Source organism: Ruegeria sp. A4 (assembly GCF_056543025.1).
Genome location: NZ_JBQGAW010000002.1, coordinates 334,384 through 359,735, shown reverse-complemented (window position 1 = coordinate 359,735; position 25,352 = coordinate 334,384). Strand labels below are relative to the sequence as shown.

Below are 25,352 nucleotides of genomic sequence, written 5' to 3'. Positions count from 1 at the left end.
TGCTTCCGACGCCCGCAGCGGCATCATTCCGCAGCGATGCTGCCCACGTCCTGGCCGGATGCGGCCATGATCGCTTTGACGATGTTGTGATACCCGGTACAGCGGCACAGGTTGCCCTCCAGATACTTCCGGATTTCGGCTTCGGTCGGGCGCGGGTTGTCTTTCAGCAGCGCGGCGGCGCTCATCACCATGCCCGGAGTGCAGAATCCGCATTGCAGACCGTGGTGATCCTGAAACGCCTGCTGGATCACGTTCAACGACCCATCCGCTGTTGCCTGGCCTTCGATCGTGCCGACATCAGCCCCATCTGCTTCGGCAGCCAGCATGTTGCACGATTTCACCGCTTCGCCATTCACATGCACCACGCAAGCGCCGCATTGCGCAGTGTCGCACCCCACATGCGTGCCCGTCAAAGACAGATGATCGCGCAGGAAACCGGACAGCAATGTCCGGCCCTCGACGTCTCCGCTTACGGCTTTGCCGTTCACGGTCATGGAAATTTTCATGACTTTCTCCTCCCTGAATTCCAAAGGATCAACCGCCTAACACGCGCTTGATCCAACCTTTCTTTTCTTCCCCGGTCTCGCCTTCTTCCGAGGTTTCGGGCTCGGGCGCATCCTGAGGTTCGACCGCATTCTGAAAGTTCTCAAAGAACTGGTCGGCCATTTTTCTGGCAACCCCATCGATCACGCGCCCCCCCAACTGAGCCAGTTTGCCACCGACGCGTGCATCTACCGCGTAGGTCAGCAATGTGCCTTCGGGGGCATCCGACAAGGTGACGTCGGCCGCGCCTTTGGCAAATCCGGCGGCTCCTCCCTTACCTTCACCCGATAACTTCACGCTTTCAAGCTCCACGAGATCAGAAAGGGTTACAGAGCCTTTGAACGTCGCTTTGACCGGGCCTACTTTTTGCACGACGGTGGCCTCGAACCCGTCTTCGATCGAGCCTGTCATCTCCTGACATCCCGGCACGCATTCCTTCAGAACTTCAGCCGACAAGAGCGAGGCCCAGACTTTGGATCGCGGCGCGGCGATGACGCGGCTGTCATTGAGTTCCATGTCACTTCTCCAAGTATATTTTTGTTACGCTACGCGGTGTTCGCAGCCTTGCCTATAAGACCTTGGGTGTAGTCACCGCAGGGCAGGGGGTGAATGTGTAAGGCCGCGACGTTTGAAGATTTCCGCGATACGCCCTTCCTGCGACATCGCTGATTTGGAAACACCAGCATCATAGCTGCGTAACCGAAAATTGAAACGCGACTGATATTGGCTCAGGTCGCCAGCAGTTCTGATATCCAGGACGTCGGATAGTGCATTCACTTCGCTGGGCGACCAAGACGGAGGAGAATACTTGGTCGTTCCTGACATGCTCGGGCATCGCCGGGCAGCCTGCAACCCGGGCAAGAGAACGGCGGGCTGATCCGGTTCAGTTACAGAACATGTCACACGCTTCTGATCCTGATCCGGGGTGCGCGGTGCTATACGACCTTCCGCCAGTATGCGTGGTTTTCATTCGTTGCTAGGATTGGTTAGGCTGGAGACCATTTGAATGCAAAAGGCTATACCAAATGCTTGCTGAGTCCGCCGCGCGCAGTGATTTCGAAAACGTGCTGATCGTTGATGACCATCCATTGTTTTGCGACGCCTTGTCGATGACCCTGCAAAGTGTGGCTCAGATCCGGGAAGTCCATACGGCAGACCGGCTGGAGGTCGCGTTGGATCTGCTGGCAAAAGGGCTGAAACCCGATGCGGTCATGCTGGATCTCAATTTGCCGGATGTGGACGGCCTGGAAGGTCTGATCCGCTTGAAGGCTGCCGCAAGCGCACCGGTGATCGTGGTGTCGTCGCTGACGGACAACCGCGTTGTCAGCAAGGTGATACGGGCCGGCGCATCAGGCTATGTCCCCAAGCACAGCCAGCGCGACGTGTTCCGCACTGCATTCGAAACAGTGCATGCCGGTGACGTTTTCGTGCCGGAGGGCTGCGTTTTGATTGACACAGAGGAAGAGGACGAACACGGCGAAGCCGTAAAGCGACTGGCGACACTGACAAATCAGCAGGCGCGCATCCTGCAACTGATCTGCGAAGGTAAACTGAACAAGCAAATCGCCTATGACTTGTCGATTGCGGAAACGACGGTCAAAGCGCATGTGACGGCAATAATGCGAAAACTGGGTGTTCAAAGTCGTACGCAGGCGGTTCTGATCGTCAAGAAAGCGTCCTTTGCCAGTGTCTTGCAAGACCAAGGCTAAGCGTCATACTCTCACGTCATCGTCGCGCTTTTAGGGAGGAGGCACGATGGACCAAGCAGTCGGGCGGGCGACAGCCCGGGCCCGTACGCCAGGCATCGTCAAAACGGCTTTTGTACGACACGACACCGGGCAGTCGATCGAGACACTCAGACGTCAGTTGGGTGATGACCCACTTGCGCTTGTCATTCTTTTTGTCAGCCCGAACGCCGATGCATCCGTGGTGATCGCGGATGCCGAACGCGCCTTTGCGCCGACCCCGATTGTTGGTTGCACCACCGCCGGAGAGCTGGCGGATAGTGGGTATTGCGATGATCAGATCGTCGCGATCGGCCTGCCGCAATCCCATTTCGACATACGCACGGTTCTTGTTCCGGATCTGAACGAATTCGATTCCGACAGCATCATCAAAGAGATGATCCACAACAGAAATGCGATGATGGCGAACGCACCCGACTGGAGCCATGAATTCACGTTCCTGATGATTGACGGGCTGTCGACAAAAGAAGATGAACTGGCGTCGGAATTGGCTGTGGGGCTGGGGCCGGTGCCATTGTTCGGCGGTTCGGCGGGGGATGGAACCAAATTCGGGCGCACATATGTTCTGTATCAGGGGCAGGCAAGAAGCAACGCAGCCGTGCTCACGCAGGTTCGCACGCGGTGTCCGATCAAGGTGTTCAAGACCGATCACCTTCTGCCCACCGCCCATCGCATGGTCGTGACCAAGGCAGACCCGGCAAAACGCATCGTTCAGGAAATCAATGCCGAACCCGCTGCCCGCGAATACGCCCGTATTCTCGGGAAAGACCCTGAACAGCTCACCACATTCACATTCGCAGCCCATCCCGTCGTTGTGCAAATAGGCGGGCAACACCATGTCCGCGCGATCCAGCAGGTGGCGGGAAATGGCGATCTCGTCTTTTTTTCGGCGATTGACGAAGGCTTGGTCCTGACGCTGGCAGAACCTCGGGACATGGTTGAACATCTACAGGAAGAAATCAGCCTGTTGACCGAGAAGCAGCAACCCGACACCATTCTGGGTTGTGACTGCATCCTTCGTCGGCTGGAGGCCCATCAAAAGCAGAAGACGCGCGCGATCTCGGACATCCTGTCCCGCCATAACGTGGTCGGTTTCTCGACCTATGGAGAGCAATTCAATTCGATCCATGTGAACCAGACCCTGACCGGCGTGGCGATATACCCGCCCGAGAAAGAGTAAGGTATGATCGAGCATCTCACAGACCCCTCGGACTCACTTGGTCGTCAGAACGAGAAGCTTAGGAAAATCGCCGAAGCCCTGATGCGGCGGGTCGAAGAATCCACCAATGCCTCTGGCGCGGCTTATGCTCAGTTCCAACGGGCGGCGGTGCTTGAACAAGAGGTCCGCGCCCGAACGGATGACCTTGAGCGCGCGCTTGAGCTTCTGAATGACTCCAACGCCAGGTTGGCGCAGGCCAACAAGGAAACCGAAGCAGCGCGCGCAGATTTGGCAAATGCGATCGAAACTGTGCAGGAAGGCTTTGCCCTGTTCAATCGTGACGAAGAACTGGTGCTGTGCAACAGCCGGTTCGGGATGCATATGCCCGACATTCAGGAACAGCTGAACCCCGGCTTGCGCTTTGCCGACTACGTGGAACTGGTCAGCCAATCCGGGTTCCTGTCCTTGCCGGAGACAATGACCCCAGAGGATTGGGCCAGAAGCCGCCTGGATCGTCACGCAGATGATCACGTGGTGTTCAATGTTCGTCTTTCGGGCAATCGGTGGACGCAAGTGTCAGAACACCGCACCCCAGACGGGGGCACCGTGATCCTGCAAACTGACGTAACAGACATCATGCGGATCGAACGGCAAGAAAGGGATCGCATTCTTGACGATAAGGCGCGGCTGATCCGCGCTACGCTTGAACATATCGATCAGGGCGTCTGCATCTTTGACAACAAGCACCGCATGATCGGGTGGAACACCCGCGCAAGCGAGCTTTTGGCAATACCGATCACTCAGTTTCAGATGGGCACGCGGTTTGAAACCCTGTCTAATCGCTTGGGCGACAACATCAGCTTTCAGAAAGGCATAACCGAGGCGGATCTGCTGGATTGGGTCAGCCGACCAACCTATCGCCGCCCTCTTCAGTTCCAGATGCATCGGGGGCGATCGAAAATCCTGTCGGTCTTTGCCCAGGAAATGCCCGATCGGGGCTTTGTGATTTCCTTTACCGATGTAACTGCGGAACGGAGGTCTGCGCAGGCCTTGTATGAAGCCAAGGAACTTTTGGAACAACGTGTGGCGTCACGCACAATGGAACTTGCGGACGCGCTGAACGAGGCTGAACGGGCGAACGCGTCAAAATCGCGTTTTGTGGCCGCCGCCAGCCATGACCTGTTGCAACCTCTGTCTGCTGCAAAGCTCTATGTTGCGTCACTGGGCAGCGGTTTGGACACTGACACCGCGCAGACCGTTGCAGCAAAAGCAGAAAGCGCCCTGAACAGTGTCGAACACATTCTCGAAGCCCTGCTGGACATCTCAAAGCTGGATTCCGGGCGGGCCAAGGCGCATCTGTCCACGGTGTCGGTGGGCGAGCTTTTCTTGCAGATGGAAGACGCATTCAATCCCGTCGCCCAGGCCAAAGGTCTGAAACTGCGTTTTGTTGACACAAAGGCTCTGGTCACAAGCGATGCCAGTTACCTTCGGCGTATATTGCAGAATCTGCTGTCAAACGCGATCCGGTATACCGAGACCGGGAAAGTTCTTGTTGGTGTCAGGCATCGCAAGAACGCAATTGCTTTGGAAGTCTGGGACACGGGCATCGGCATAGCATCAGATCAAAGAGATATCGTGTTTCAGGAATTTCAGCGTTTGCATTCAGATGCCAGCGCCGCCGAAGGCATGGGGTTGGGTCTTGCGATTGTCGAGCGGGCCTGCGGATTGCTTCAACACCCCATCCACCTGTTTTCCGAAGTTGGAAAGGGCACGGGGTTTTCGGTCGAAATACCTTTGGCCCGGGCGAAACCAGAGGTTTCTCTCTGCTCCTCAGTGGTACAAAAACCAAACTCGAATGTGCTGGGCAACACCGTCGCCCTGTTGATCGAAAACGATGAAAACCTGCGCGGGGCGTTGACCATGACCATCGAATCCTGGGGCGTCGAGGTTCTGGAATGCGAAAGCGAAAGCGAAGCGATTGGCCTTCTGCGCGAAATTGGCATCTTGCCAGACTTTGTCGTTGCCGACTATCAATTGAACAACGGAAAAACAGGCACGGACGCCATGCGCGCCCTGACGGATGAATTCGGGCATTTGCCCGGCTGTATTATCTCAGCCAATCGATCACAAGAGCTTGTCCAGCAGTGCAAACAAGCAAATCTGCCGCTGTTTTACAAACCGATAGATCCGCAACTGCTCAAATCGACGCTGGAGGCCTCTGTTGCGCGCGGCATCTGAGTTCTTCCGGTTGTGACCCATTTCGCAGTGCGGTCGGGTGTCTTTCAGAAGTCTTCCGTCCGCGGGTTGGCGTTGGTCTGATCCAGCATCGACACAACTTCCGCCTTCCACCCCGCTTTTATTTTAAGCGACAATTGCGACGGGGGGCGGTGATCCGGCGACAGGATGGCGTATTCATATCTGAGAGGGTCCTTGAAAGGCAGGAATACCACACGGCCATGCGAGATATTCAGCTTCCGTTCGGTTGCAACGGTCAACGGATCGACAATCGAGCAGCACTGCCCCGATCCAACAAACGGAATGAGCGGAAGAAAATACTGGCACGTCACACTTGGTTTGTAAGTGGCGGCGACCATCTGAAAAGCGCGTTGCACTTTCTTCTGAAAAGGGTGGGTGTCGTAAAGTCCACCCATTGGCACATCATCGAGATCCGAAATCGTCACGGCCTTTTCTTGCGCCAGCGGATTGTCCCGATCCATTGCGCAAAAGCAGTCTCCGCTGATGATCTCTGCCGTGAATTGCGGCTTCTTTCCGACCGGGTGTTCGAAATCAGCAAACCCGAAATCAATGTTCTGAGTGCCTGCAAGTTCCATAATCTGGGGCGAACTGCGGGTTGACAGCGTAACCCGGATGTCCGGGTTCCCGCCAACGGAACGGCTGATGAAATTCGGGAAGGCAAAAATGGACGGCCCCGGCATTGCCGCAATGTTCAGATTGCCCGAACTTCCTTTAAGAAGCCCGTGCATCGTGCTGGAAACCGTAGATAATCTGTCCAGTATTCCGGTGGTCTCGGCCAACAGGTAATGCGCCTCTGGCACTGGGATCAGACGCCGGCCTTTTCGTTCGAACAGGGTCAGTCCAAGACTTCTTTCCAGGTTCTTGATTGCCAGGCTGATCGCGGGCTGTGTCCGGTTCAGCTTCTTTGCGGTTTGAGAGATGGACCCGGTTTCCATCACCTCACGAAAAACGGTCAATTGAGCAAGGTTCATGTCTAATATATAAGCTAAACTTTCGTTTTGTTAAATATAACAAATTTGTATTTATGCTAAAACTCCATAGGCTGAACGGATCAGAATTCGAACAAACCGAATCCAATGATCCACAACTGGGAGCTTACGATGAGATTGATGAAATGCCTGACGGGTTTGGCTTTGGCGGGTGCATTGGCTGCACCGGCGCTTGCACAGGACCCAACCTTTTTCCGCATCGGCACCGGCGGTGCAGGCGGCACGTATTTCCCGATCGGCGGCACCATCGCCAACGGAATTTCGGCCCCTCCGGGCTCACGCCCCTGCGAAGAGGGCGGCCAATGCGGCGTGCCCGGGTTGATCGCGATTGCACAGTCGACAACGGCGTCAGTCTTCAACAATGCCGCCGTGCAAAACGGCGAGCTTGAGGCCGGCCTGGCCGCGGCAGATGTAACCCGTTCGATGTATCTGGGTGAGGGCAAGTTTGAAGGCAAGCCCCACCCGAAACTGCGCATCGTCGCAAACCTGTTCCCGGAAGACCTGCACCTGGTTCTTCCCGCAGGCCAGACGATCAACGATCTGAGTGATCTCAAAGGCAAGCGCGTTGGTATTGCTCAGGCTGGTTCCGGCACGCAGGTGGCCGTGTTGCAAATGCTGGAAGCCTGGGGCGTCAACCGTGACAACATGGATGAGGCCGAGTTGAACAACAGCCAGAGTGCCGAACGTCTGGCCGATGGCCAACTGGACGCCTATTTCTACGCAGCAGGATGGCCGGTTGCCGCAATGGTGCAGCTGTCTTCGACCAAGGGCATGAACCTGCATTCCTTCAGCGATGAAGATTTGGCAAAGATCAACGAGATCATTCCTGCCTATATCCCGTCCGCTATCCCGGGCGGTGTATATGAGGGCATCGATTCCGAAACCAAGACCCCCGCGGTAAGCGCGATGCTGGTTGTTTCATCGGATCTGTCCGAAGATCTGGTCTATCAGCTGACCAAGGCCCTGTGGAACGACAACACGCGCAAGCTGCTGGACAACGGCCACGCAAAGGGCAAGCAGATCACGCCTGACACTGCGCTCGACGGCGTCGAGGCGCTGGGTGTTCCGCTGCATCCGGGTGCCGAGAAATTCTATAAAGAAGCCGGTCTTCTTCAATAACCACACCTGACTGAAACCTGTCGTCGGTGCCCCTTCTTGGGGCACCGCACTCTGGAATTATGCGAAATCGGGGGGCCATAATGTCCGAGACCCAGAAACTTGATGACCACGAACTGACGGCCGAGGAACTGGCGGCCATCGAAGAACAGTTCGACGAAGGCGCCGCTGTCCGGCAGGTCACGCCCACGGCAGGCAAGGTGTTGCGTGTCGTCGCCCTGATCTTTGCATTCTACGAATTCTTCACGGCTGGGTTCGGTCTGCCTGCCGACCACTGGCATATGGGCATCTATCTGGCTCTGCTGTTCATTCTGGTCTACGCCACGATCCCGATTGTCGGGGCCAAAAGCCTCTATGCACTCAAAGTCAGTCGCTTCCGCATCGGCAACGTCCCTCTTTATGATCTGGTGTTCATGGCGCTTGGCATCATCGCCGCACTTTACGTGGGTTTCGCCTGGCGCGGCATCCCGTTCCTGGGGATCGAGGAACAAACCTTTCGCATGGGCAATCCAAACAGCTATGATGTGATCCTGGGTGTCATCATCATCCTTCTGGTATTGGACATTGCGCGCCGTACGCTTGGTTGGGTGCTGCCGCTGATCATCTGCGTATTCATCTCATACGCGCTGATGGGTCCCTATTTTCCCGGATTGTTGCAACATCCGGGCGTGAACTTCAAAACCTTCGTATCGTCGATGTACTTCCCGCAGGAAGGAATCTATGGCGTGACGCTTTGGGTCGTTTCGACCATCGTGTTCCACTTTGTCCTGTTCGGCGTGATCGCTCAGCGAACGGGGTTGGGACAGCTTTTCATTGACAACGCAACGATTTTGGCGGGCCGTTATACGGGCGGTCCGGCAAAAGTGTCGGTGGTATCCTCGGCCTTCTTCGGCACGATCTCGGGCTCTTCGGTGGCCAACACCGTTTCGACCGGCGCGCTGACAATTCCCAACATGAAGCGCCTTGGATACCCCGGTCACTTTGCAGGCGGGGTCGAGGCCGCGTCTTCGGCCGGTGGTCAGATCACTCCGCCCATCATGGGCGCTGCGGCCTTCATCATGGCCGAGTTCCTCGAGGTGCCCTATACCACAATCGTGATCGCAGCGATCTTTCCGGCGATCCTGCACTATGTCGGTGTCTTTGCCGTGGTGCACCTGATGGCGCGCAAGCTGAACCTGCAAGGCCTGGCGAAAGAGCAATTGCCACAGCTCAAGGCCGTCTGGGCCGAGGGCTGGGCCAATATTGTGCCTCTGATCGGATTGCTGGTGGTTTTGTTCACTGGATACACGCCCTTCATGTCGGCCTTCTGCGGCATATCGCTGGCGGTGATTGCGGGCATGTCACGGATCAAGCAGCCGCCAACACTGATCTATGCAGCGGCGTTTCTTGCGTTCGTGCTTTGGAAGTTCTCCGACGGTGGGTTCGACCTGTCCATGACCGCGATTCTGTGCGGATTGTCGGTGATTGCCACGCTGAACCCCCAGAAACGGATCGAAGTGCCCGAGATGTTGGCCGCAGTCGAACTTGGGGTAAAGTACTCGCTGGCCGTGGGGGCCGCTGCCGCCGCAGTGGGTATCGTGGTGGGTGTCATCAACACCACTGGCATCGGCTTTCGCATCGGCTTCATGGTTACGCAGGGCGCGGGCAATCTGGCATCCGATCTGTACAACATGATCTCGTTCGGCAGTTTCCAACTGTTTGCGATGGAAGACCTGCAATTGTTCATCTCGCTGGTCTTCATTGCCATCGTCTGCATCCTGATGGGTGCCGGCATCCCGACCACGGCGCTGTACATCATGCTCGTCTCGGTCGCGCAGCCTGCGCTGGCGCAGTTGGGGGTTCCACCCATCGCCAGCCATCTGTTCGTGCTGTATTACGGCGTGGTCTCCGAGATCACACCTCCGGTCTGTACGTCGGCCTATGCGGCGGCAGCGATTGCGAATTCCAACCCGTTCCGCACCGGGCTGTCCGCCTTTACGCTGGGACTGGGCAAGGTCATCGCGCCAATGGCGTTCGTTTATGCGCCGGTTTTGCTGTTCGTGTCTTCCACCGGGTTCGATCTTTGGGAATTCACCTATACCGCCGCCAGCTGTATTGCCGGCGTCATCGCCCTTTCGGCAGCGGTCGTGGGGTATTGGTTGCAGCCACTCAACCTCGTGTCGCGCATCCTGATGGCCATTGCCGGGATTATCTTCGTGGCGCCCACGCTGACGGCTGACCTGATCGCATTGGCGGTGGCGTCTCCTGTCATCGTCACACAGGTGATCGCCCGCAGCCGAATTCAAGCAACGGTCTGACATGCCCGAACAAGTGACCATCATCGGCGCCGGGATCGTCGGTCTGTGCTGTGCGCTTTCGTTGCAGGAGCGCGGTATTGCCGTGCGTCTGATCGACCGTGGAGACCCGGGGCAGGAGACATCGTTCGGCAATGCCGGTGTCGTCTCGCCTTGGTCGGTCATTCCACAGGCCACGCCGGGTATCTGGAAAACGATCCCCGGGATGCTGTTGGACCCGAAAAGCGCGTTGACCGTCAGACCTGCGTTCTGGCCAAGGATGATACCCTGGGGCCTGAGGTTCCTGAAGAATTCAAGCGTGAAATCCGTACGCAATATCTCGGACGCAATGGAGGTGCTGTGCCGCCCGTCGATAGATCTGTACCGAAGACATCTGCAAAATACCGGGCGCGAAGACCTTATTGTTGATTCCAACTATATCCACGCGTTTCGCAACCCCGATCAGGCTGACCTGAAAGAATTGGGATATCTGATCCGGCAGGAAAAAGGCGGACATCTAGAGCGGATCGACGGACCGGAATTGCGCCGGATCGAACCTGCGTTATCCCGAGATTTCAAGGCTGCGATCCTGATCAAGGGACAGGCGCGGGTCATGTCTCCTGGCCGGGTCGGTGCGGTTTTGGCCGACAAGGCCCGTCAACAAGGCGCCGAGTTCGTGCGGACAGAAGTCAAAGAACTAAAGCGCATGGAAGACGGACAATGGCATTTGACCTCGCCGGCCGGCGCGCTTCACGCCGATACTGTCGTGCTGGCCGCCGGGGTTTGGTCTGCCGGGTTGCTGAAACCTTTGGGTTTGCCCGTGCCACTGGTGGCCGAGCGTGGATACCATGTCCAATTCCCGACCCCCTCTGCCAGCCTGCGAAACTCGGTGATGGACGTGGACGCCAAGGTGGTGGCCAGTTCAATGCAGGACGGTCTGCGTGTGGCCGGCACGGCCGAATTCGGCAGCATCGACGCGCCGCCGGATCCACGCAAACAGTCGCTTCTGACCGCACAGGCCCGCGCAATGATGCCGGATCTGAACACCTCGGATACACAGTTCTGGATGGGCCGACGCCCGTCTTTTCCCGACAGTTTGCCTGCGATCGGTCCGGTTGAAGGACACAAGGGCCTGTTCACCGCCTTTGGTCATTCCCATTACGGTTTGATGATGGCCCCCAAAACAGGTGAGCTGGTGGCTGACCTGGTGTCGGGGCAACGCCTCAACATCCCATTGGATTCATTCGCCTTGTCGCGATTTTGACGCGCAACAACCACCGTTTCGAAGAAGGATTACCCCATCATGCCGATCTACCAGGGTGGACAGAATATTTGCGGAGCCGCTATCGGGGTTTTGTGTCTGGAAAGCTATTTTCCGAAACCTCCCGGTCATATCAAGAACCCTTCCAGCCTGCCGTTCCCGGTGCTGTACGAGATGATAGATGGCGTCACGGTGCCAACGCTGCTGCACAATCCGACGCCTGATCTGCTGAACCCATTCATAAAAGGCGCGCAACGGCTTGAGGCTGAAGGCGTGCGCGCCATCACCGGAAGTTGCGGGTTTCTCGCCCTGTTCCAAAAAGAGCTGGCCGCGGCCGTATCGGTGCCTGTCTTCGCTTCGAGCCTGATACAGGTGCCGTTGGCCTTTCACATGACCGGGGCCAGCGCACCGGTCGGGGTGATTACAGCGGATTCGTCAGCGCTGACGCAACGCCATTTTGAAGGCGTTGGAGCGGGGGGCGTTCCGGTGGCCGTACAGGGTCTGGAACACACCAGTGAGTTTGCCGAAGTCATCCTGCGCAACGCGCGCACCCGTATGGACACAGATCTGATCGAGGCCGAAGTGCTGGACGCTGCACGCAGGCTGAAGCGCGAAACACCTGAAATACGCTCTGTGGTATTGGAATGCACGGATCTTCCGCCTTATGCAAAACGCATTCAGGAAGACCTGAAACTGCCGGTCTTTGACCTAACGACGCTGGCGCAAATGGCGCACAATGTAGGCGCGCGCACAGGGTATTGCGGGCTGATGCCGTGGGGCTGAGGCCCTTGCAGGCTCGTGTTTTCGTCCAATGGCTCAGACATGTCGAATAGCCGCGAAAACAGTCGCTGCTTGCCGATGCTTTTCGACGGACCGGCACATGGGACTTTCCCTTGCTGAAACGGCTGGTTAAGAAGCCCTTCCATTGCCGTTTCAGGAGGCCCCCTTGGACCGTATCGCCCGCACCATAGCCACCGAGATCAATGCACGTCCCGATCAGGTCGGTGCTGCGATCAATCTATTGGATGACGGGGCCACGGTTCCCTTTGTCGCCCGCTATCGGAAAGAAGCAACCGGTGGGTTGGACGACACCCAATTGCGCCTTCTGTCCGAGCGTTTGACCTATCTGCGTGAGCTTGAGGCACGGCGGGAAACCATCCTGAAGTCGATAAAAGAACAGGGGAAGCTGACCGAAGATCTGAATAAATCGATAGCTCGGGCAGAAACCAAGGCACAGCTGGAAGACATCTATCTTCCTTACAAGCCCAAGCGGCGCACCAAGGCGATGATCGCGCGTGAAAACGGGCTGGAACCCCTGGTCGAAGCCATTCTGGCCGATCGCGATGCGGACCCGGAAACACTGGCCGGGGCATTCCTGAGCGAGGCCGTTGCCACCCCTCGTGACGCGCTGAACGGCGCGCGGGACATTCTGACTGAACGATTGACGGAAAATGCGACCCTGCTGGGTGAGTTGCGGGCCTTCATGCAGCGCGAGGCGCTGCTCAGTGCAAGGGTTGTCGACGGGAAAGAAAAGGAAGGCGCCAAGTTCAGTGATTATTTTGACCATTCCGAACGATGGGCGGATGTTCCGTCGCATAGGGCATTGGCAATGCTGCGGGCGTCAAAAGAGGACATTGTTTCACTTGATATCGCGCCGGAACCAGAGTTCGGGGCAGCTCGGGCCGAATCCATCGTGGCCGCGCATTTGCAGACCCGTGGCCAAGGACCGGGTGATGCCTGGTTGCGCAAGGTTGCCGGGTGGACATGGCGAGTCAAGCTTTCGCTGTCGATGATGGTCGAACTGATGGCCGAACTGCGCAGTCGGGCACAGGATGAGGCAATTCAGGTCTTTTCACGCAACCTCAAGGACTTGCTGTTTGCTGCTCCGGCGGGTGCCAAGGCCACTTTGGGTCTTGATCCCGGCATCCGCACCGGCGTGAAAGCGGCGGTGGTTGACGCAACGGGCAAGGTCGTGGCCACTGACACGCTGTATCCCTTTCAACCCAAAAACGATTTGCGCGGCGCGCAGGCTGCCATCCTGAATCTGATCTCGGCCCATCAGATCGAACTGATCGCAATCGGAAACGGAACAGCGAGCCGCGAAACCGAACGGTTGGTTGCGGATACGCTGGCTCTGCTCCCCAAGGCGGTAAAAGCACCGACCAAGGTGGTAGTGTCCGAAGCGGGGGCTTCGGTCTATTCCGCGTCGGAGCTGGCAGCACGAGAGTTTCCCGATCTGGACGTTTCGCTGCGTGGGGCGGTGTCCATCGCCCGGCGATTGCAGGACCCTTTGGCAGAACTGGTCAAAATCGAACCGAAATCCATCGGCGTCGGGCAATATCAGCATGACGTTGACCAGCACCGCCTGTCGCAATCCCTGGATTCCGCGATCGAGGATGTCGTGAACGCGGTCGGGGTTGACCTGAACACGGCCTCTGCACCTTTGCTTGCGCGCGTGTCGGGGCTGGGCGCCGCGCAAGCCGAAGCCATCGTCGCCCATCGCGATCTGAACGGGCCGTTCCAATCACGCAAGGACCTGTTGTCCGTTGCCGGGCTGGGTCCGCGTGCTTTTGAGCAATGCGCCGGGTTTCTTCGCATAAGGGACGGCGCCGAACCGCTTGATGCGTCGTCGGTGCACCCCGAAGCCTATGAAGTCGCCCGCCGCGTCGTGTCGGCCTGCGGGCGGGATATCAGGCACATCATGGGCCATGAGAGGGCCTTGAAAGGCTTGCGGGCACAACAATTCGTAACCGAAGATTTCGGCCTGCCCACGGTTCTGGATATCTTTGCCGAGCTTGAGAAACCCGGACGAGACCCCCGGCCCAGCTTTGTCACGGCCACTTTCGCGGATGGCATCGAAGAGATAACTGATCTGAAGCCCGGAATGGTTCTTGAGGGCACCGTGACAAACGTGGCGGCCTTTGGGGCCTTTGTGGATGTGGGCGTTCATCAGGACGGTCTGGTTCACGTCAGCCAGTTGGCCGACCGCTTCGTCAAGGACCCGCACGAGGTCGTCAAGGCCGGGCAAGTCGTGAAAGTGCGCGTTGTCGAGGTGGATGTACCCAGAAAACGGATCGGGCTTTCGATGCGCAAACAGGGCGGCGGCGGAAAGCGGCGCGCCTGATCTGCAATCTGCACATTATCCGGGCGTAACGACATGAAGGCGTTACCCGCTGGAAATAGCGTGCAGACCGATACGGGCAGCTGGCATGCGTTGTTTTCATTGCGCGCTGAACTGGGTATCAGCAAGAGAGTTCGCAGCGCCGCCAATCGGATCGAAATGGAAACGATAGTTCATGCAGTACCACAACAAGCCTTACAACAAGCTTCAGGTCGGTGATACTGCCGAGCTGGCCCGCACGTGCTCGGTCGATGATTTCTATGTGTTCGCCAACAATTCCGGTAACCACAATCCGCTTCATCTGGCCAGCGAAGACGGCGATGGCGACCACGTCAACGAAGCGGTTGCCCCTGCCATGTTCGTGGGGGCCCTGATCTCGGCCGTTTTGGGGAACGTTCTGCCGGGGGCAGGGACGCTCTATAAATCGCAGCGATTTGATTTTGTGGAAAGGGCGCATGCCGGTGATGAGCTGGTATCCAAAGTCACCGTACTGGAAAAGCGACCGAACCGGGAAGTTGTCTTTGACACGGTCGTTACGCGCCCATCGGACGGTGCCGTGATCGTGAGCGGGCAGGCCGTCGTGATCGCGCCGGAGAAAGAGATGGTGTTCGCCGAGTTGGATCTGCCCGGGCTGGTGGTGAAACGTCATCGTCACTTTGATGCCATGCTGGAAAAGGTGCGCCCGCTGCCGCCCATGCCGACTGCCGTTGTGGCCCCGGAAGAGCCCAACGCCTTGGGTGGGGCGCTGCTGGCCGCACATGAGACGATCATCACACCCATTCTGATCGGTGACCCGGACAAAATCGCGAACGCGGCCGCCGAAATCGGAGCGTCGTTGAATGGGATTGAAATCATACCGCAGAGCGATCACGTCAATGCGGCCCATGCAGCGGTCGATCTGGCTGCAGAAGGTCGAGCGAAAGCGCTGATGAAAGGGCATCTGCATACGGATGAATTGCTGAAGGCTGCGCTCAGGCGTGAAAACGGCCTGCGCACCGGCCGCCGCTTTACCCATGTCTTTCTCATGGACGTGCCCGGACAACCCAGACCTTTGTTGGTGACGGATGCAGCGATCAATATCGAGCCGGACCTGGAAACCAAGATTGATATTGTCCAGAACGCAATCGACCTGGCCCTGTCTCTGGGGATCGAAAACCCCAGAGCGGGTGTTCTGTCTGCCATCGAAACCGTCAATCCGGCGATCCGATCCTCGGTTGACGCGGCTTTGCTGTCGAAAATGGCGGAACGCGGTCAGATCACGGGCGGGCTTGTTGACGGACCCCTTGCCATGGACAATGCCGTCAGCCTTGCGGCTGCGCGTTCCAAGGGGATTGTGTCGGATGTCGCGGGCAAAACCGATATTCTGGTGGTGCCAAATCTGGATGCCGGGAACATGATGGCCAAGCAGCTGACCTATATCGCCAATGCAGAAGGGGCCGGTCTGGTCATGGGGGCCAAAGCTCCGATCATTTTGACCAGCCGCGCCGATGACGACAAAGCCCGGCTGGCGTCCTGTGCCGTGGCGGCACTGCACGAAGCCTTTTCCTTACCGCGCACCGGAGCACCCGCATGACACATGTCGTGACACTGAACGCTGGATCGTCTTCCATGAAATTTGGTCTGTTCGAGCTGACCGATGACGATCCGATCATGGTGTGCACCGGCGCGGTCGAGCGGATTGGAGAGCCAGAGCCGCTTGTCAAGGCAAAGTCTTCCGACGGAAGTGTCCTTGCCAGCGGCACCGCCGGAGAAATACGCGATCACGCCACAGCGCTGGACTGGGTTTTGAACCTGCTTGCGCGCTCATTTCCAAACAGCGACGTGACTGCGGTCGGGCATCGTGTTGTCCATGGTGGACCTGACATCGACGCTCCGGTGCCATTGACCAAGGCGTCTATTCAAGAGCTGGACAAGCTGTCGCCGTTCGCGCCTTTGCATCAGCCGCACAATCTGGCCGGAGCAAGGGCCGCGATGGAACGTTTTCCGAATGCGGTTCAGATCGCCTGTTTCGACACCGCCTTTCACCGCAATCATCCGTGGGAGAATGACGTTTTTGCCTTGCCGCGTGAGTATTACGACAAAGGTGTTCGGCGTTATGGCTTTCACGGGCTCAGCTATGAATTCATTTCGGATCACATGGCAAAGACAGCGCCGCTTTTGCACGAAGGGCGCGTGGTGGTGGCCCATCTGGGCAATGGCGCATCGATGTGTGCGATGATCGGCGGGCGATCCGTCGGATCGACCATGGGGTTTTCGGCACTGGACGGGCTACCGATGGGGTCCCGCTGTGGTCAACTTGATCCCGGCGTGGTCCTGTATCTGATGGACCAGGAACGGCTGAGCGCTGACGAAATCTCAGACCTGTTGTTCCGAAAGTCGGGGCTTTTGGGCCTGTCCGGGCTGTCCAACGATATGCGTACCCTGGAAAAGGCGGACACACGCGAAAGCCGACAGGCGATCAGCTATTTCACCTTCCGTATCCGGCGCGAGCTTGGCGCGATGGCGGCCATTCTCGGCGGTATCGACGCCTTGGTGTTTACCGGTGGGATCGGAGAAAACTCACGTCTGGTGCGTGACCGGGTGTGCTCTGGGATGGGATGGCTGGGCATCGAGCTCAATCCTGACGCAAATGCGGACAATGACCGGATCATTTCAACCGATCTGTCCCGCGTCGTGGTGATGGCAATCCCGACCAATGAAGAACTGGTCATTGCCCGTGCGGCGGCTGACCTGTTGGCCAAACGCCCACGGCTCAGAACTGCCTAGCGATCTACGTTTCGACATAGGTCCAGCGATAGGCAGGCGGGGTCGGTCCCTTGTTCCGGCCGCCTTGCTGCATCTGTTCCCACGCATGGGCCAGAATGCCAACAGATCTGGATAGGCAAAACAGACCGCGTGCCAGTGGGGGCGCAAAGCCCAACTCGGCATAGATCACCGCGGTGGCACCATCTATGTTCATTGGAACGGGCTTTCCCTTGCGCCGGGCCAACTCTGCTTCGATCGCCTGCCCGATCTGTAGGAACTGACCATCGCAAGCCCCGTCCATCACAGCATCACGGACCAACGCCATCAGACGTGGTGCGCGCGGATCCGTTGGCGTGTGGAAACGATGGCCAAAACCCGGCAATATCTTTCCTTCACGCTCGATCCACTCGTCCAGCGTTTGATCCAACCGGCCAGGATGTTGCGCCACGAAATGGTACAGCATAACCGCTTGCTCGCCAGCCCCGCCGTGAATATCCCCCAACATGTTCACAGCGCTCGCCATCGCGTTGTTCAGGGGCAGTCCGCAGGTTACAGCCATCCGCGCCGTTGCGATCGAAGGCGCCTGAGGTCCGTGGTCCACGGCGGCGACCAGCGCGGCCTCGAACAACCGGACCTGCGCCCCTGATGGTAGGTCGCCACGAACCATGAACCAGATCATCTCGCTGAAACTGAGATGACCTATCAGATTCTGGATCGGCTCTCCGCGCAGGTCGATCCGGCCTGGTTCCATATCGATGATGGAAGTCGTCCACCAATCGGACACATCGCTCATATGATGCCTTCCTTGCTCAAAGCGTCAATTTCCGCGCCGGACAACCCAATTTCAGGCCAGATCGCGTTATTGTCTGCCCCAAGTTCAGGCGGCGCGGTTTGGGGCATTTGCCGTTCGCCGTCCATGACAATGGGGCTGCCTGCAAGTTTCATGTCTTCGCCCTGCACCCGCAAAGACCCGATCAGGCCGCGACCGGCAAGCTGTTCGTCATCAAGCGCCTCGGGCACGGTCAATACCTGCCCGGCCGGCACTCCTATTGCGTTGAGTTCGCTGACCCAGTCTGATGCCGCTCTGGTCCGCAAGGTCTTCTCCAGCATCGCGCGCAGGGCGTGGCGATTGCGCTTGCGGTCTTCGCGCGTTTCATAATCCGGGTGGGCCAGTAGGTCTTGCCGGCCCAGATGCCGGGCCAGTGCCTGCCATTGTTCGTCGCGGTTTGCGGCAATGTTGATGGGCGCGTCAGAAGTTGCAAATGTTCCTGACGGCGCTGACGTCGTGTTTTCGTTGCCATGGGCCCCGGGAATGGCACCGGCGATCAGGTGGTTCGACACGACCCAACCCATTGTCGAGATCACGGCTTCGGACATTGCCACATCCAGATAGGCCCCGCGAGGATCAGCGTTCAGGGCGGCGGACACTGCAAAAGCAGCCGTCATCCCACCGATTGTGTCCGCCAAAGGATAGCCAACGCGATAGGGTGCGGTGTCAGGGCCGCCGGTGACAGACATCACGCCACTGATACCCTGCACGATCTGGTCATAGGCCGGATCGCCCCGGCGGGGGCCGTCCTGACCGAACCCGCTTATGGCACAGTAAATCAGGCTGGGGTTCACATCGCGCAAGACGCCATACCCAAGTCCAAGCCGATCCATCACACCGGGGCGAAAGTTCTCTACCAATACGTCGGCTGTCTGGACAAGGCGTTTCAGAAGCGCCTTGCCCCGTTCTGATTTCATGTTGAGCGTGATGGACTTTTTTTCAGCATTCTGCGCCAGAAAGCTGACGCCCATACCGGCCTTGTTTCTGGCAGGATCAGCACCCAGAACGCGGGCAAGGTCGCCACCGTCAGGGCGTTCGACCTTGATCACTTCGGCGCCCATGAGCGCCAGTTGATAGCAGCAATACGGACCCGCGAGGACATTCGTCAGATCGAGAACCCGTATTCCTGCCAGTGGCTCAGTCACCTTCGGCAACCCCTGCGGCCCGGGCACGTGCCCGGCGCGCGCGATAGCTGGGCAACAGCACCAGCAGCACCGCGACAACAAGCAGACCCAGCGTCATCGGACGTTCCCAGATGAAAGCAATACCGTCATAGAGCTGCATCGAGCGGGCAAAATTGTCCTCCATCATCCCCCCGAGGATGAAACCGATCAGCAGCGGCGCAAGCGGGTAGTCGGCAAATTTCAACGCCGTGGCACAAACACCGAAGCCCACAAGTATCAAAAGCTCGGTCGCATTGTTCTGCCCGATATAGGCTCCCATCAGAGTGAAGAACAAAATGAAGGGGATCAGGTAATTGCGCGGAACCGAGAGAACCTTTGCGATATATGGGATCAGCGGCAGGTTCAGGATCAGCAGAACAAGGTTGCCAATGAACATTGACATGATGACGGCCCAGAATATCTGCGGCTCGTCCAGCATCAGCCGTGGGCCGGGTGTCACGTTCAGGGCAATCAGGGCGCCAAGCAGGATCGCGGTGGTGCCGGACCCGGGAATGCCCAGCGTCAGCAGCGGCACGAAAGACCCGGTACATGCCGCGTTGTTCGCCGTTTCGGGCGCAGCCAGACCTTTTATTGACCCTTTTCCGAATTCGTCCTGTTCCTCTTTCGGGGCAATGTTGCGTTCGACCGCGTAGCCGAGGAAGCTGGCAATCGTTGCCCCTGCACCGGGCAGAACCCCGATGAAGAAGCCCTGTACAGATTGGCGGCCGATCACCGGCGCGATGGCCTTGGCTTCACTGCCTGTGATGCGCAGGTCCTTGATCTCGCCGTCATCCCCCTGAAGGTTCTTTGGTTTGAGCACCAGAAACAGCGCTTCGGGCAGGGCAAACATGGCCATGGCAAGCGTGATGAAGCCAAAGCCCGATTGCAGATCCATGATACCCATTGTGAAACGTGGCAGGTTGAACAATGCACCTTCACCGACTGTTGCCATGATCAACCCAAGTAGCGTCATGATGACGGCTTTGGCCACTTGACCGGTGCCTGCGAAGGCTGCGATTGCCGACAGGCCCACGACCATAAGCGCGAAATACTCGGCCGAGTGGAACAGCAATGCCACCGAAGACAGAGCAGGGGCAAAGACCATCAACAAAATCGCCCCGATCGTACCGCCGGCAAAACTTGCAATAGCTGCAACAGTCAACGCTTTGCCCGCTTTGCCCTGGCGAGCCATCGGATAGCCGTCGAAACTGGACGCAACAGTGCCCGCGACCCCCGGCGCGTTGAGAAGGATCGAAGATGTCGAACCGCCAAAGATGGCGCCGTAATACACTCCGGCCAGCAGGATCAGCGCTGCGGACGGGTCGCCCATGGAAATCGCGACCGGGATCATGATGGCGATGATCGACATCGGCCCAAGACCCGGAAGCATGCCGATGAACGTGCCGATCAGGCACCCTGCGATCACCATCAGCAGGTTTTGAATTGAAAACGCCGTTTGCAGACCGATCAGAAGTCCTTCGAGCATGTCAGCCTCCGAAAATGCCCGGCAATGGGCGCATGTAGATGCCAAGAACTTCCTGAACCAGATACCAGACCGCGCCTGTGGCGATCAGCGCGACGGGTAGCATGACGTGCCATTTGCGCTCACCCAGAATGAAAGACCCGAGGATCAGAAAGGCCGAGGTCGAGATCAGAAACCCAACAGGGCGCAGGCAAAGCGCGTAAATCACCATCAAGGCCAGCAACATAAGCGCTTGATCAAGGTGGTATTCCCCCAGTCGCCGGTAATCGATATCGGCTTCCTTTGGTTCCGCCTTTTCAAAACCCAGCAAAATGATCGTGGTGGTAACGACACCCAGAACCGACAGCACTTTGGGGAAGGTGCTGGGCCAGATCGGATTTCGCTGCATGAAAGGGGGCAGGCTGCCGTCCATCGTGAACCAGGCGGCGTAGCCATATGTCAAACACACACCCAGAAGAATGAGCGCGATCCAGCGATCCAGCGCCATGAGAGCCTCTCCCTGTTCCTGTTCGTGGGAAGGCAGAGCGGCGGATCCGCTCTGCCGAAAACGGACTTAGAGGAAGCCCAGCTTTTTCATAAGATCGCCGATCTGCTGTTCCTGCTGCTCCAGGAAGGTCTGGAAATCTGCGCCCGAGTTGTGGATGTTGACCCAACCGTTGCGTGCACGAACCTCTTCCCATTCCTGGGTGTCGTACATCTTGGCAATCGCTTCCTGGTAGGCGGCCAGTTTTTCTTCGGGCAGGCCGGGGGCCGCGAAGAAGCCGCGCCAGTTCACGAAAGTGGTATCAATACCCTGTTCCTTCATCGTCATCGCGTCAGGAGCCGCATCAACGCGCTCTTCGGATGTCACGCCGATAATCTTGACTTCACCCGCATTCGCCAGATCGACCGCTTCCGAGAAACCGGTGGACAAGGCGGCGATTTCACCCGACAGCAGGGCCGCCATGGCTTTGCCGCCCGCATCATAGGGGATGTATTTCACGCCAAGCGCATCCTTGCCCGCTGCTTCCATCACCATCGCCGCCACCAGATGGTCCATGCCGCCGGGAACCGAGCCGCCACCGATCGCTGTGCCGCCTGGGTCCGCATCAAAAGCGGCAAGCAGATCCGCCATCGAGTTGATCGGGCTGTCTTTGGCTACAACGATCGCGGCATAGTCGCCGATAGTGCCCGAAACCAGCGTCAGATCGCGGAAGTTGTGAGGAAATACACCGGTCAATGAGCGGATCACGATCGGCGTCGAATTCACCATCAGAGTGCCATGGTTGCTGTCGGCATTTTCAATCAGATATCCAATGGCTTTGCCACCACCGCCGCCCGACATGTTTTCGTATGACGCCGTGCCAACAAGGCCAGCTTTTGTCAGCGCTTCGCCTGTGCCGCGCGCGGTTCCGTCCCAGCCGCCACCGGCGCCACCGGGGATCAGAAAGTGAATGCTGTCCACGACCTGATGGCCATCAGCCAAAGCCGGCCCTGCCAGGCCAATTGCGGCCACAGCCGCGATCAGGGCGCGACGGCCCAGTGTGAATGTCGTCATGATGTCCTCCCATTTGACAACCAGCCGCATGGCGGCTCAGATTGGGTGGAACAACAACACATCAACCTGACATCAACCTGTCACGCACGAAAAATAGCAAAAATCCCATGAAATTCCTCCTTGTGGAAGACAATCTTGATCTGGCGAACGCCATCTGTTCGCGCATGAGGTTAGACGGCCATGTGGTTGATCATGCGTCTAAATTGGACGAGGCGACCGCCTTTACCGAAACTCAGGAATATGACCTTATTCTGTTGGATATCATGTTGCCGGATGGGGATGGGCGCGACTTTCTCAAACGGCATCGCGCAGGTCGCCTGGACACCCCCGTGATCGTTTTGACCGCACGCAGCCAGGTTTCGGATCGAATCGGTTCGCTGGATCTGGGGGCCGACGACTATGTCACCAAACCGTTCGACCACGCCGAACTCGAGGCCCGCTGCCGCGCCGTTCTGCGTCGCAAATCCGGGAATTCACGGACAACGATTGAAGTGGGCGGAATAGTCTTTGATCCATTGGCAGGTCATCTGACCGTAGGGGATGAGACTGTTTCGTTGCGCAATCGGGAACTGCGCCTTCTGGAACTGTTCATCAGCGCGCCTGGTCAGGTTTTTTCGAAACAGAAACTGACCGACCGGCTTTTTTCATATGATGACGATGTCTCGGACAATGCTATCGAGGTTTACGTTGGCCGCCTTCGGAAACATCTTGAACCGTCGGACCTGAAGATCACCACGCTTCGCGGTCTAGGATACAGGCTGGATCATGCCTCCTGATCCCCCTCCTGATCCCTATGTGTCAGGATCGCTTCGGAACAGGCTGGTCCTGACTTTGATCGGTGGTGCCGCGATATTGGCGTTTCTTTTGTTTGTCGCGGTTCGCAACTATGCCGCACAGGTCGCGCAGCAAGGGCAGGACAACATCCTGGGGGCATCGGTTACCTCAATTCTGGACGCGGCCGCCTTGCGCGACGGTCAGTTGGAGGTTGATATTCCCTATGCAGCTTTCGCCATGCTCAGCACGCCGTCCGACGATCGGGTTTTTTACGCGATTTTTCAGGATGGCGCGTTTCTGTCAGGATATGAAGATCTGCCGCCGGCCACTGGGCAATTCGACGGCAAGTGGAGCTTTCAAACCAGTCGGATAAGGGGTGAAACCATACGTCAGGTCAGTGCTCGGCGAACCCTGGTGGGCCTGAACAAACAAACCGTCATCGAGGTCGCTTTGGGCCAAACGCAGGATGCGCTTGCGGAAACTCTGGACCAGATTTCACGCAACGCGGCGATTTTGGGCATCGGGTTCTTTGCTCTTGCCGCTGCGCTGTCATTCTGGGCCACCTCGTCCACGATTGGCCAATTGAACAGGCTTACGACCTCTGTCACCCGGCGCGGCCCGCAGGACCTGAGCCCGTTCAAGAAACCCGTACCCCGCGAAATGGCGCCTTTGGTGGCGTCATTGAACTCTTTGATGGGGCGACTGGATCAGTCACTGAGCCAATCGGAAGATTTCATCGCCGAAGCGGCCCACCGGGTGCGCACCCCTTTGGCAACCGTTCGATCTTATGCCGATGCCACGTTGCAGAGGGTTGAAAAGGAAGAAAATCGCGAAGCATTGCGCTCAATGGTGCGGGCGATTGATGAAAGCTCGCGCGCGGCGGGGCAATTGCTGGATCATGCGATGATCACGTTCCGCGCCGATCATCTGGAGCGCGAAGACATTGATCTCAATGCTTTGGTCCGTGATCTGGTGCAGCGTCTCACGCCAATCGCCGAGATGAAGGACTTGTCGCTTTCCCTGAGTGGCGATCCAAAGGTTTCCTACTCGGGAGATCCGATTCTTATTCAAAACGCTGTGCGCAACATGATCGACAACGCTCTGAAATATGCCCCTGCGGACAGTTTTGTACGCATCGAGGTTGTTTCGGAGCCACGCATTCAGATAATTGTCAAAGACCGTGGGCCGGGGTTTCCTCCTGACGAGATCGGCACTTTGACGCGCCGTTTTGAGCGCGGGAAGAACGCAAGCGGAACCATCGGATCCGGATTGGGCCTTACAATCGTTCAGGACGTGGCATCTGCGCATGGTGGCTCACTGGAATTGACCAATCGGCAGGGGGGCGGCGCGTGCGTTATCTTATCGCTTTGATTTTCTTCAGCCTTCCTGTCGTTGCTGCCGCCCAAACCTGGGAGGACAGGCAGGTTTTCAACGCCTCAGCAAATGAGGCGCATCTACGCGTGATCTCAAGCACGGACACCTTTCTGTTCGAACCCTTGATTGCGGGTTTCATCGAAGAAAACCCCGGTATCTCTGTTGAATACCTGGTGACCGGCACCGCAGATATCGACCGAATAGTCCGCGCCGCGCCGGAAGACTTCGATGTTGTCATATCCAGCGCGATGGATCTGCAACTGAAGCTGGCAAACGACGGTTTCGGGCGAATCATCGACGACATACCGCTGCCATCCTGGGCGCAATGGCATCAAAGCCTTTTCGCGTTCACATCGGAACCGGCGACAATCGTGATTAACCGCGCGGCCTTTGCTGGCGGCCCCATCCCCGAGACCCGGCAACAACTGATCGAAATCCTTCGTTTGCGTCCCGATGATTTCAGGGGCCGTGTGGGCACCTATGACATCCGTCAATCAGGTCTGGGATATTTGTTCGCAACGCAGGATGCCCGCGCGTCCGAGACGTATTGGCGGCTTATGGAGGTGATGGGTGGATTGGACGTACGCCTGTACTGTTGTTCGGCGGATATGATCGATGACCTCGTCAAAGGTAAGATTGCAGTGGCTTACAACGTTCTGGGCAGCTATGCCGAAGCCCGCGCCGGAAGCAAGGACACTGTGGAAATCATTCTGCCGTCGGATTTTCAGACGACCATGATGCGCACGGCCATGGTGTTGAATGGCACCCCGCAACCGGACGCGGCCACGTCTTTTCTCAAACACCTGATTTCCAACCAAACCAAGCGGGTAGGCGACCCTGTTACCTTGCCGCCCTTGGCCCCACACGAAACTGGCACCGATCGCGAAATGATTGGGCTGGACCCGGGGCTCATGACATTTCTGGACAGGCTGAAACGCCGCCGTTTTCTGGCTGAATGGGAAAACGCGGTCATCCAGCGATAAC

General features: G+C 57.7%; 22 protein-coding genes. 13 read left to right on the top strand and 9 right to left on the bottom strand.

Going from position 1 to position 25,352, the window contains the following annotated elements:
* Positions 1–23 precede the first annotated feature (23 nt).
* The 3 genes from ACR0E2_RS10880 to ACR0E2_RS10870 form a co-directional block, all read right to left on the bottom strand.
* Positions 24–506: a (2Fe-2S)-binding protein gene (locus ACR0E2_RS10880; protein WP_171228809.1), complete on the bottom strand. Its 483-nt coding sequence runs from the start codon at positions 504–506 to the stop codon at positions 24–26.
* Between the two features lie 28 nt (positions 507–534).
* Positions 535–1,059 (bottom strand): SRPBCC family protein, encoded by a 525-nt coding sequence (locus ACR0E2_RS10875; RefSeq protein ID WP_171228808.1) that lies wholly within the window; start codon positions 1,057–1,059, stop codon positions 535–537.
* Positions 1,060–1,131: 72 nt separating this feature from the next.
* Positions 1,132–1,368 carry a hypothetical protein gene (locus ACR0E2_RS10870; protein ID WP_480446418.1) on the bottom strand — a complete coding sequence of 79 codons (237 nt, stop codon included), beginning with the start codon at positions 1,366–1,368 and terminating at the stop codon, positions 1,132–1,134.
* Between the two features lie 200 nt (positions 1,369–1,568).
* On the opposite strand from ACR0E2_RS10870, the gene ACR0E2_RS10865 reads away from it, so the two are divergent.
* Genes ACR0E2_RS10865 through ACR0E2_RS10855 form a run of 3 tightly spaced genes read left to right on the top strand, consistent with a single transcriptional unit; the run spans position 1,569 to position 5,685 of the window.
* The gene (locus ACR0E2_RS10865) at positions 1,569–2,252 is read left to right on the top strand and encodes a response regulator (RefSeq protein WP_171228807.1); all 684 of its coding nucleotides are present in this window, start codon (positions 1,569–1,571) and stop codon (positions 2,250–2,252) included.
* Positions 2,253–2,298: 46 nt separating this feature from the next.
* Positions 2,299–3,468, top strand: a complete 1,170-nt coding sequence (locus ACR0E2_RS10860; RefSeq protein WP_480446417.1) for an FIST N-terminal domain-containing protein — start codon at positions 2,299–2,301, stop codon at positions 3,466–3,468.
* A gap of 3 nt (positions 3,469–3,471) precedes the next feature.
* Positions 3,472–5,685, top strand: a complete 2,214-nt coding sequence (locus tag ACR0E2_RS10855; protein WP_480446416.1) for a hybrid sensor histidine kinase/response regulator — start codon at positions 3,472–3,474, stop codon at positions 5,683–5,685.
* Between the two features lie 44 nt (positions 5,686–5,729).
* On the opposite strand, the gene ACR0E2_RS10850 is transcribed toward ACR0E2_RS10855, so the two are convergent.
* Positions 5,730–6,674, bottom strand: coding sequence for a LysR family transcriptional regulator (locus ACR0E2_RS10850; protein ID WP_480446415.1), 945 nt, complete (start codon positions 6,672–6,674; stop codon positions 5,730–5,732).
* Positions 6,675–6,803: 129 nt separating this feature from the next.
* On the opposite strand from ACR0E2_RS10850, the gene ACR0E2_RS10845 reads away from it, so the two are divergent.
* The 7 genes from ACR0E2_RS10845 to ACR0E2_RS10815 all read left to right on the top strand — a co-directional run bounded on the left by ACR0E2_RS10845 (position 6,804) and on the right by ACR0E2_RS10815 (position 17,229).
* Positions 6,804–7,811, top strand: coding sequence for a TAXI family TRAP transporter solute-binding subunit (locus ACR0E2_RS10845; protein WP_171119318.1), 1,008 nt, complete (start codon positions 6,804–6,806; stop codon positions 7,809–7,811).
* 80 nt (positions 7,812–7,891) lie between these two features.
* Positions 7,892–10,105 (top strand): TRAP transporter permease, encoded by a 2,214-nt coding sequence (locus ACR0E2_RS10840; RefSeq protein WP_224856921.1) that lies wholly within the window; start codon positions 7,892–7,894, stop codon positions 10,103–10,105.
* 1 nt (position 10,106) lies between these two features.
* Positions 10,107–11,345, top strand: coding sequence for an NAD(P)/FAD-dependent oxidoreductase (locus ACR0E2_RS10835; RefSeq protein ID WP_480446414.1), 1,239 nt, complete (start codon positions 10,107–10,109; stop codon positions 11,343–11,345).
* A gap of 39 nt (positions 11,346–11,384) precedes the next feature.
* Positions 11,385–12,125 (top strand): aspartate/glutamate racemase family protein, encoded by a 741-nt coding sequence (locus tag ACR0E2_RS10830; RefSeq protein ID WP_480446413.1) that lies wholly within the window; start codon positions 11,385–11,387, stop codon positions 12,123–12,125.
* 163 nt (positions 12,126–12,288) lie between these two features.
* A complete protein-coding gene (locus ACR0E2_RS10825) occupies positions 12,289–14,466 on the top strand; it encodes a Tex family protein (protein WP_480446412.1) in 2,178 nt (725 codons plus the stop codon).
* Positions 14,467–14,638: 172 nt separating this feature from the next.
* Positions 14,639–16,036 carry a bifunctional enoyl-CoA hydratase/phosphate acetyltransferase gene (locus ACR0E2_RS10820; protein WP_480446411.1) on the top strand — a complete coding sequence of 466 codons (1,398 nt, stop codon included), beginning with the start codon at positions 14,639–14,641 and terminating at the stop codon, positions 16,034–16,036.
* Positions 16,033–17,229 (top strand): acetate/propionate family kinase, encoded by a 1,197-nt coding sequence (locus ACR0E2_RS10815; protein ID WP_480446410.1) that lies wholly within the window; start codon positions 16,033–16,035, stop codon positions 17,227–17,229. The genes ACR0E2_RS10820 and ACR0E2_RS10815 overlap by 4 nt, the downstream gene beginning before the upstream one ends.
* Before the next feature lie 4 nt (positions 17,230–17,233).
* Here the strand turns inward: ACR0E2_RS10815 and ACR0E2_RS10810 are convergent, their stop codons facing one another.
* The 5 genes from ACR0E2_RS10810 to ACR0E2_RS10790 all read right to left on the bottom strand — a co-directional run bounded on the left by ACR0E2_RS10810 (position 17,234) and on the right by ACR0E2_RS10790 (position 22,220).
* Positions 17,234–18,001: a citryl-CoA lyase gene (locus tag ACR0E2_RS10810; protein WP_480446409.1), complete on the bottom strand. Its 768-nt coding sequence runs from the start codon at positions 17,999–18,001 to the stop codon at positions 17,234–17,236.
* Positions 17,998–19,182: a CaiB/BaiF CoA transferase family protein gene (locus tag ACR0E2_RS10805; RefSeq protein WP_480446408.1), complete on the bottom strand. Its 1,185-nt coding sequence runs from the start codon at positions 19,180–19,182 to the stop codon at positions 17,998–18,000. The genes ACR0E2_RS10810 and ACR0E2_RS10805 overlap by 4 nt, the downstream gene beginning before the upstream one ends.
* Positions 19,175–20,686 carry a tripartite tricarboxylate transporter permease gene (locus ACR0E2_RS10800; protein ID WP_480446407.1) on the bottom strand — a complete coding sequence of 504 codons (1,512 nt, stop codon included), beginning with the start codon at positions 20,684–20,686 and terminating at the stop codon, positions 19,175–19,177. The genes ACR0E2_RS10805 and ACR0E2_RS10800 overlap by 8 nt, the downstream gene beginning before the upstream one ends.
* Before the next feature lies 1 nt (position 20,687).
* Positions 20,688–21,170, bottom strand: a complete 483-nt coding sequence (locus ACR0E2_RS10795; RefSeq protein WP_152460311.1) for a tripartite tricarboxylate transporter TctB family protein — start codon at positions 21,168–21,170, stop codon at positions 20,688–20,690.
* Positions 21,171–21,236: 66 nt separating this feature from the next.
* Positions 21,237–22,220 carry a Bug family tripartite tricarboxylate transporter substrate binding protein gene (locus ACR0E2_RS10790; RefSeq protein ID WP_480446406.1) on the bottom strand — a complete coding sequence of 328 codons (984 nt, stop codon included), beginning with the start codon at positions 22,218–22,220 and terminating at the stop codon, positions 21,237–21,239.
* A 107-nt stretch (positions 22,221–22,327) separates the two neighbouring features.
* Between ACR0E2_RS10790 and ACR0E2_RS10785 the strand changes: the two genes are divergently transcribed.
* The 3 genes from ACR0E2_RS10785 to ACR0E2_RS10775 are packed head-to-tail and all read left to right on the top strand — an operon-like array spanning position 22,328 to position 25,351.
* Positions 22,328–22,996, top strand: coding sequence for a response regulator transcription factor (locus tag ACR0E2_RS10785; RefSeq protein WP_152460309.1), 669 nt, complete (start codon positions 22,328–22,330; stop codon positions 22,994–22,996).
* Positions 22,986–24,365 carry a sensor histidine kinase gene (locus tag ACR0E2_RS10780; protein WP_480446405.1) on the top strand — a complete coding sequence of 460 codons (1,380 nt, stop codon included), beginning with the start codon at positions 22,986–22,988 and terminating at the stop codon, positions 24,363–24,365. Before ACR0E2_RS10785 ends, ACR0E2_RS10780 begins: the two co-directional genes overlap by 11 nt.
* Positions 24,344–25,351, top strand: coding sequence for an ABC transporter substrate-binding protein (locus ACR0E2_RS10775; protein WP_480446404.1), 1,008 nt, complete (start codon positions 24,344–24,346; stop codon positions 25,349–25,351). The genes ACR0E2_RS10780 and ACR0E2_RS10775 overlap by 22 nt, the downstream gene beginning before the upstream one ends.
* Position 25,352: the final 1 nt, after the last annotated feature.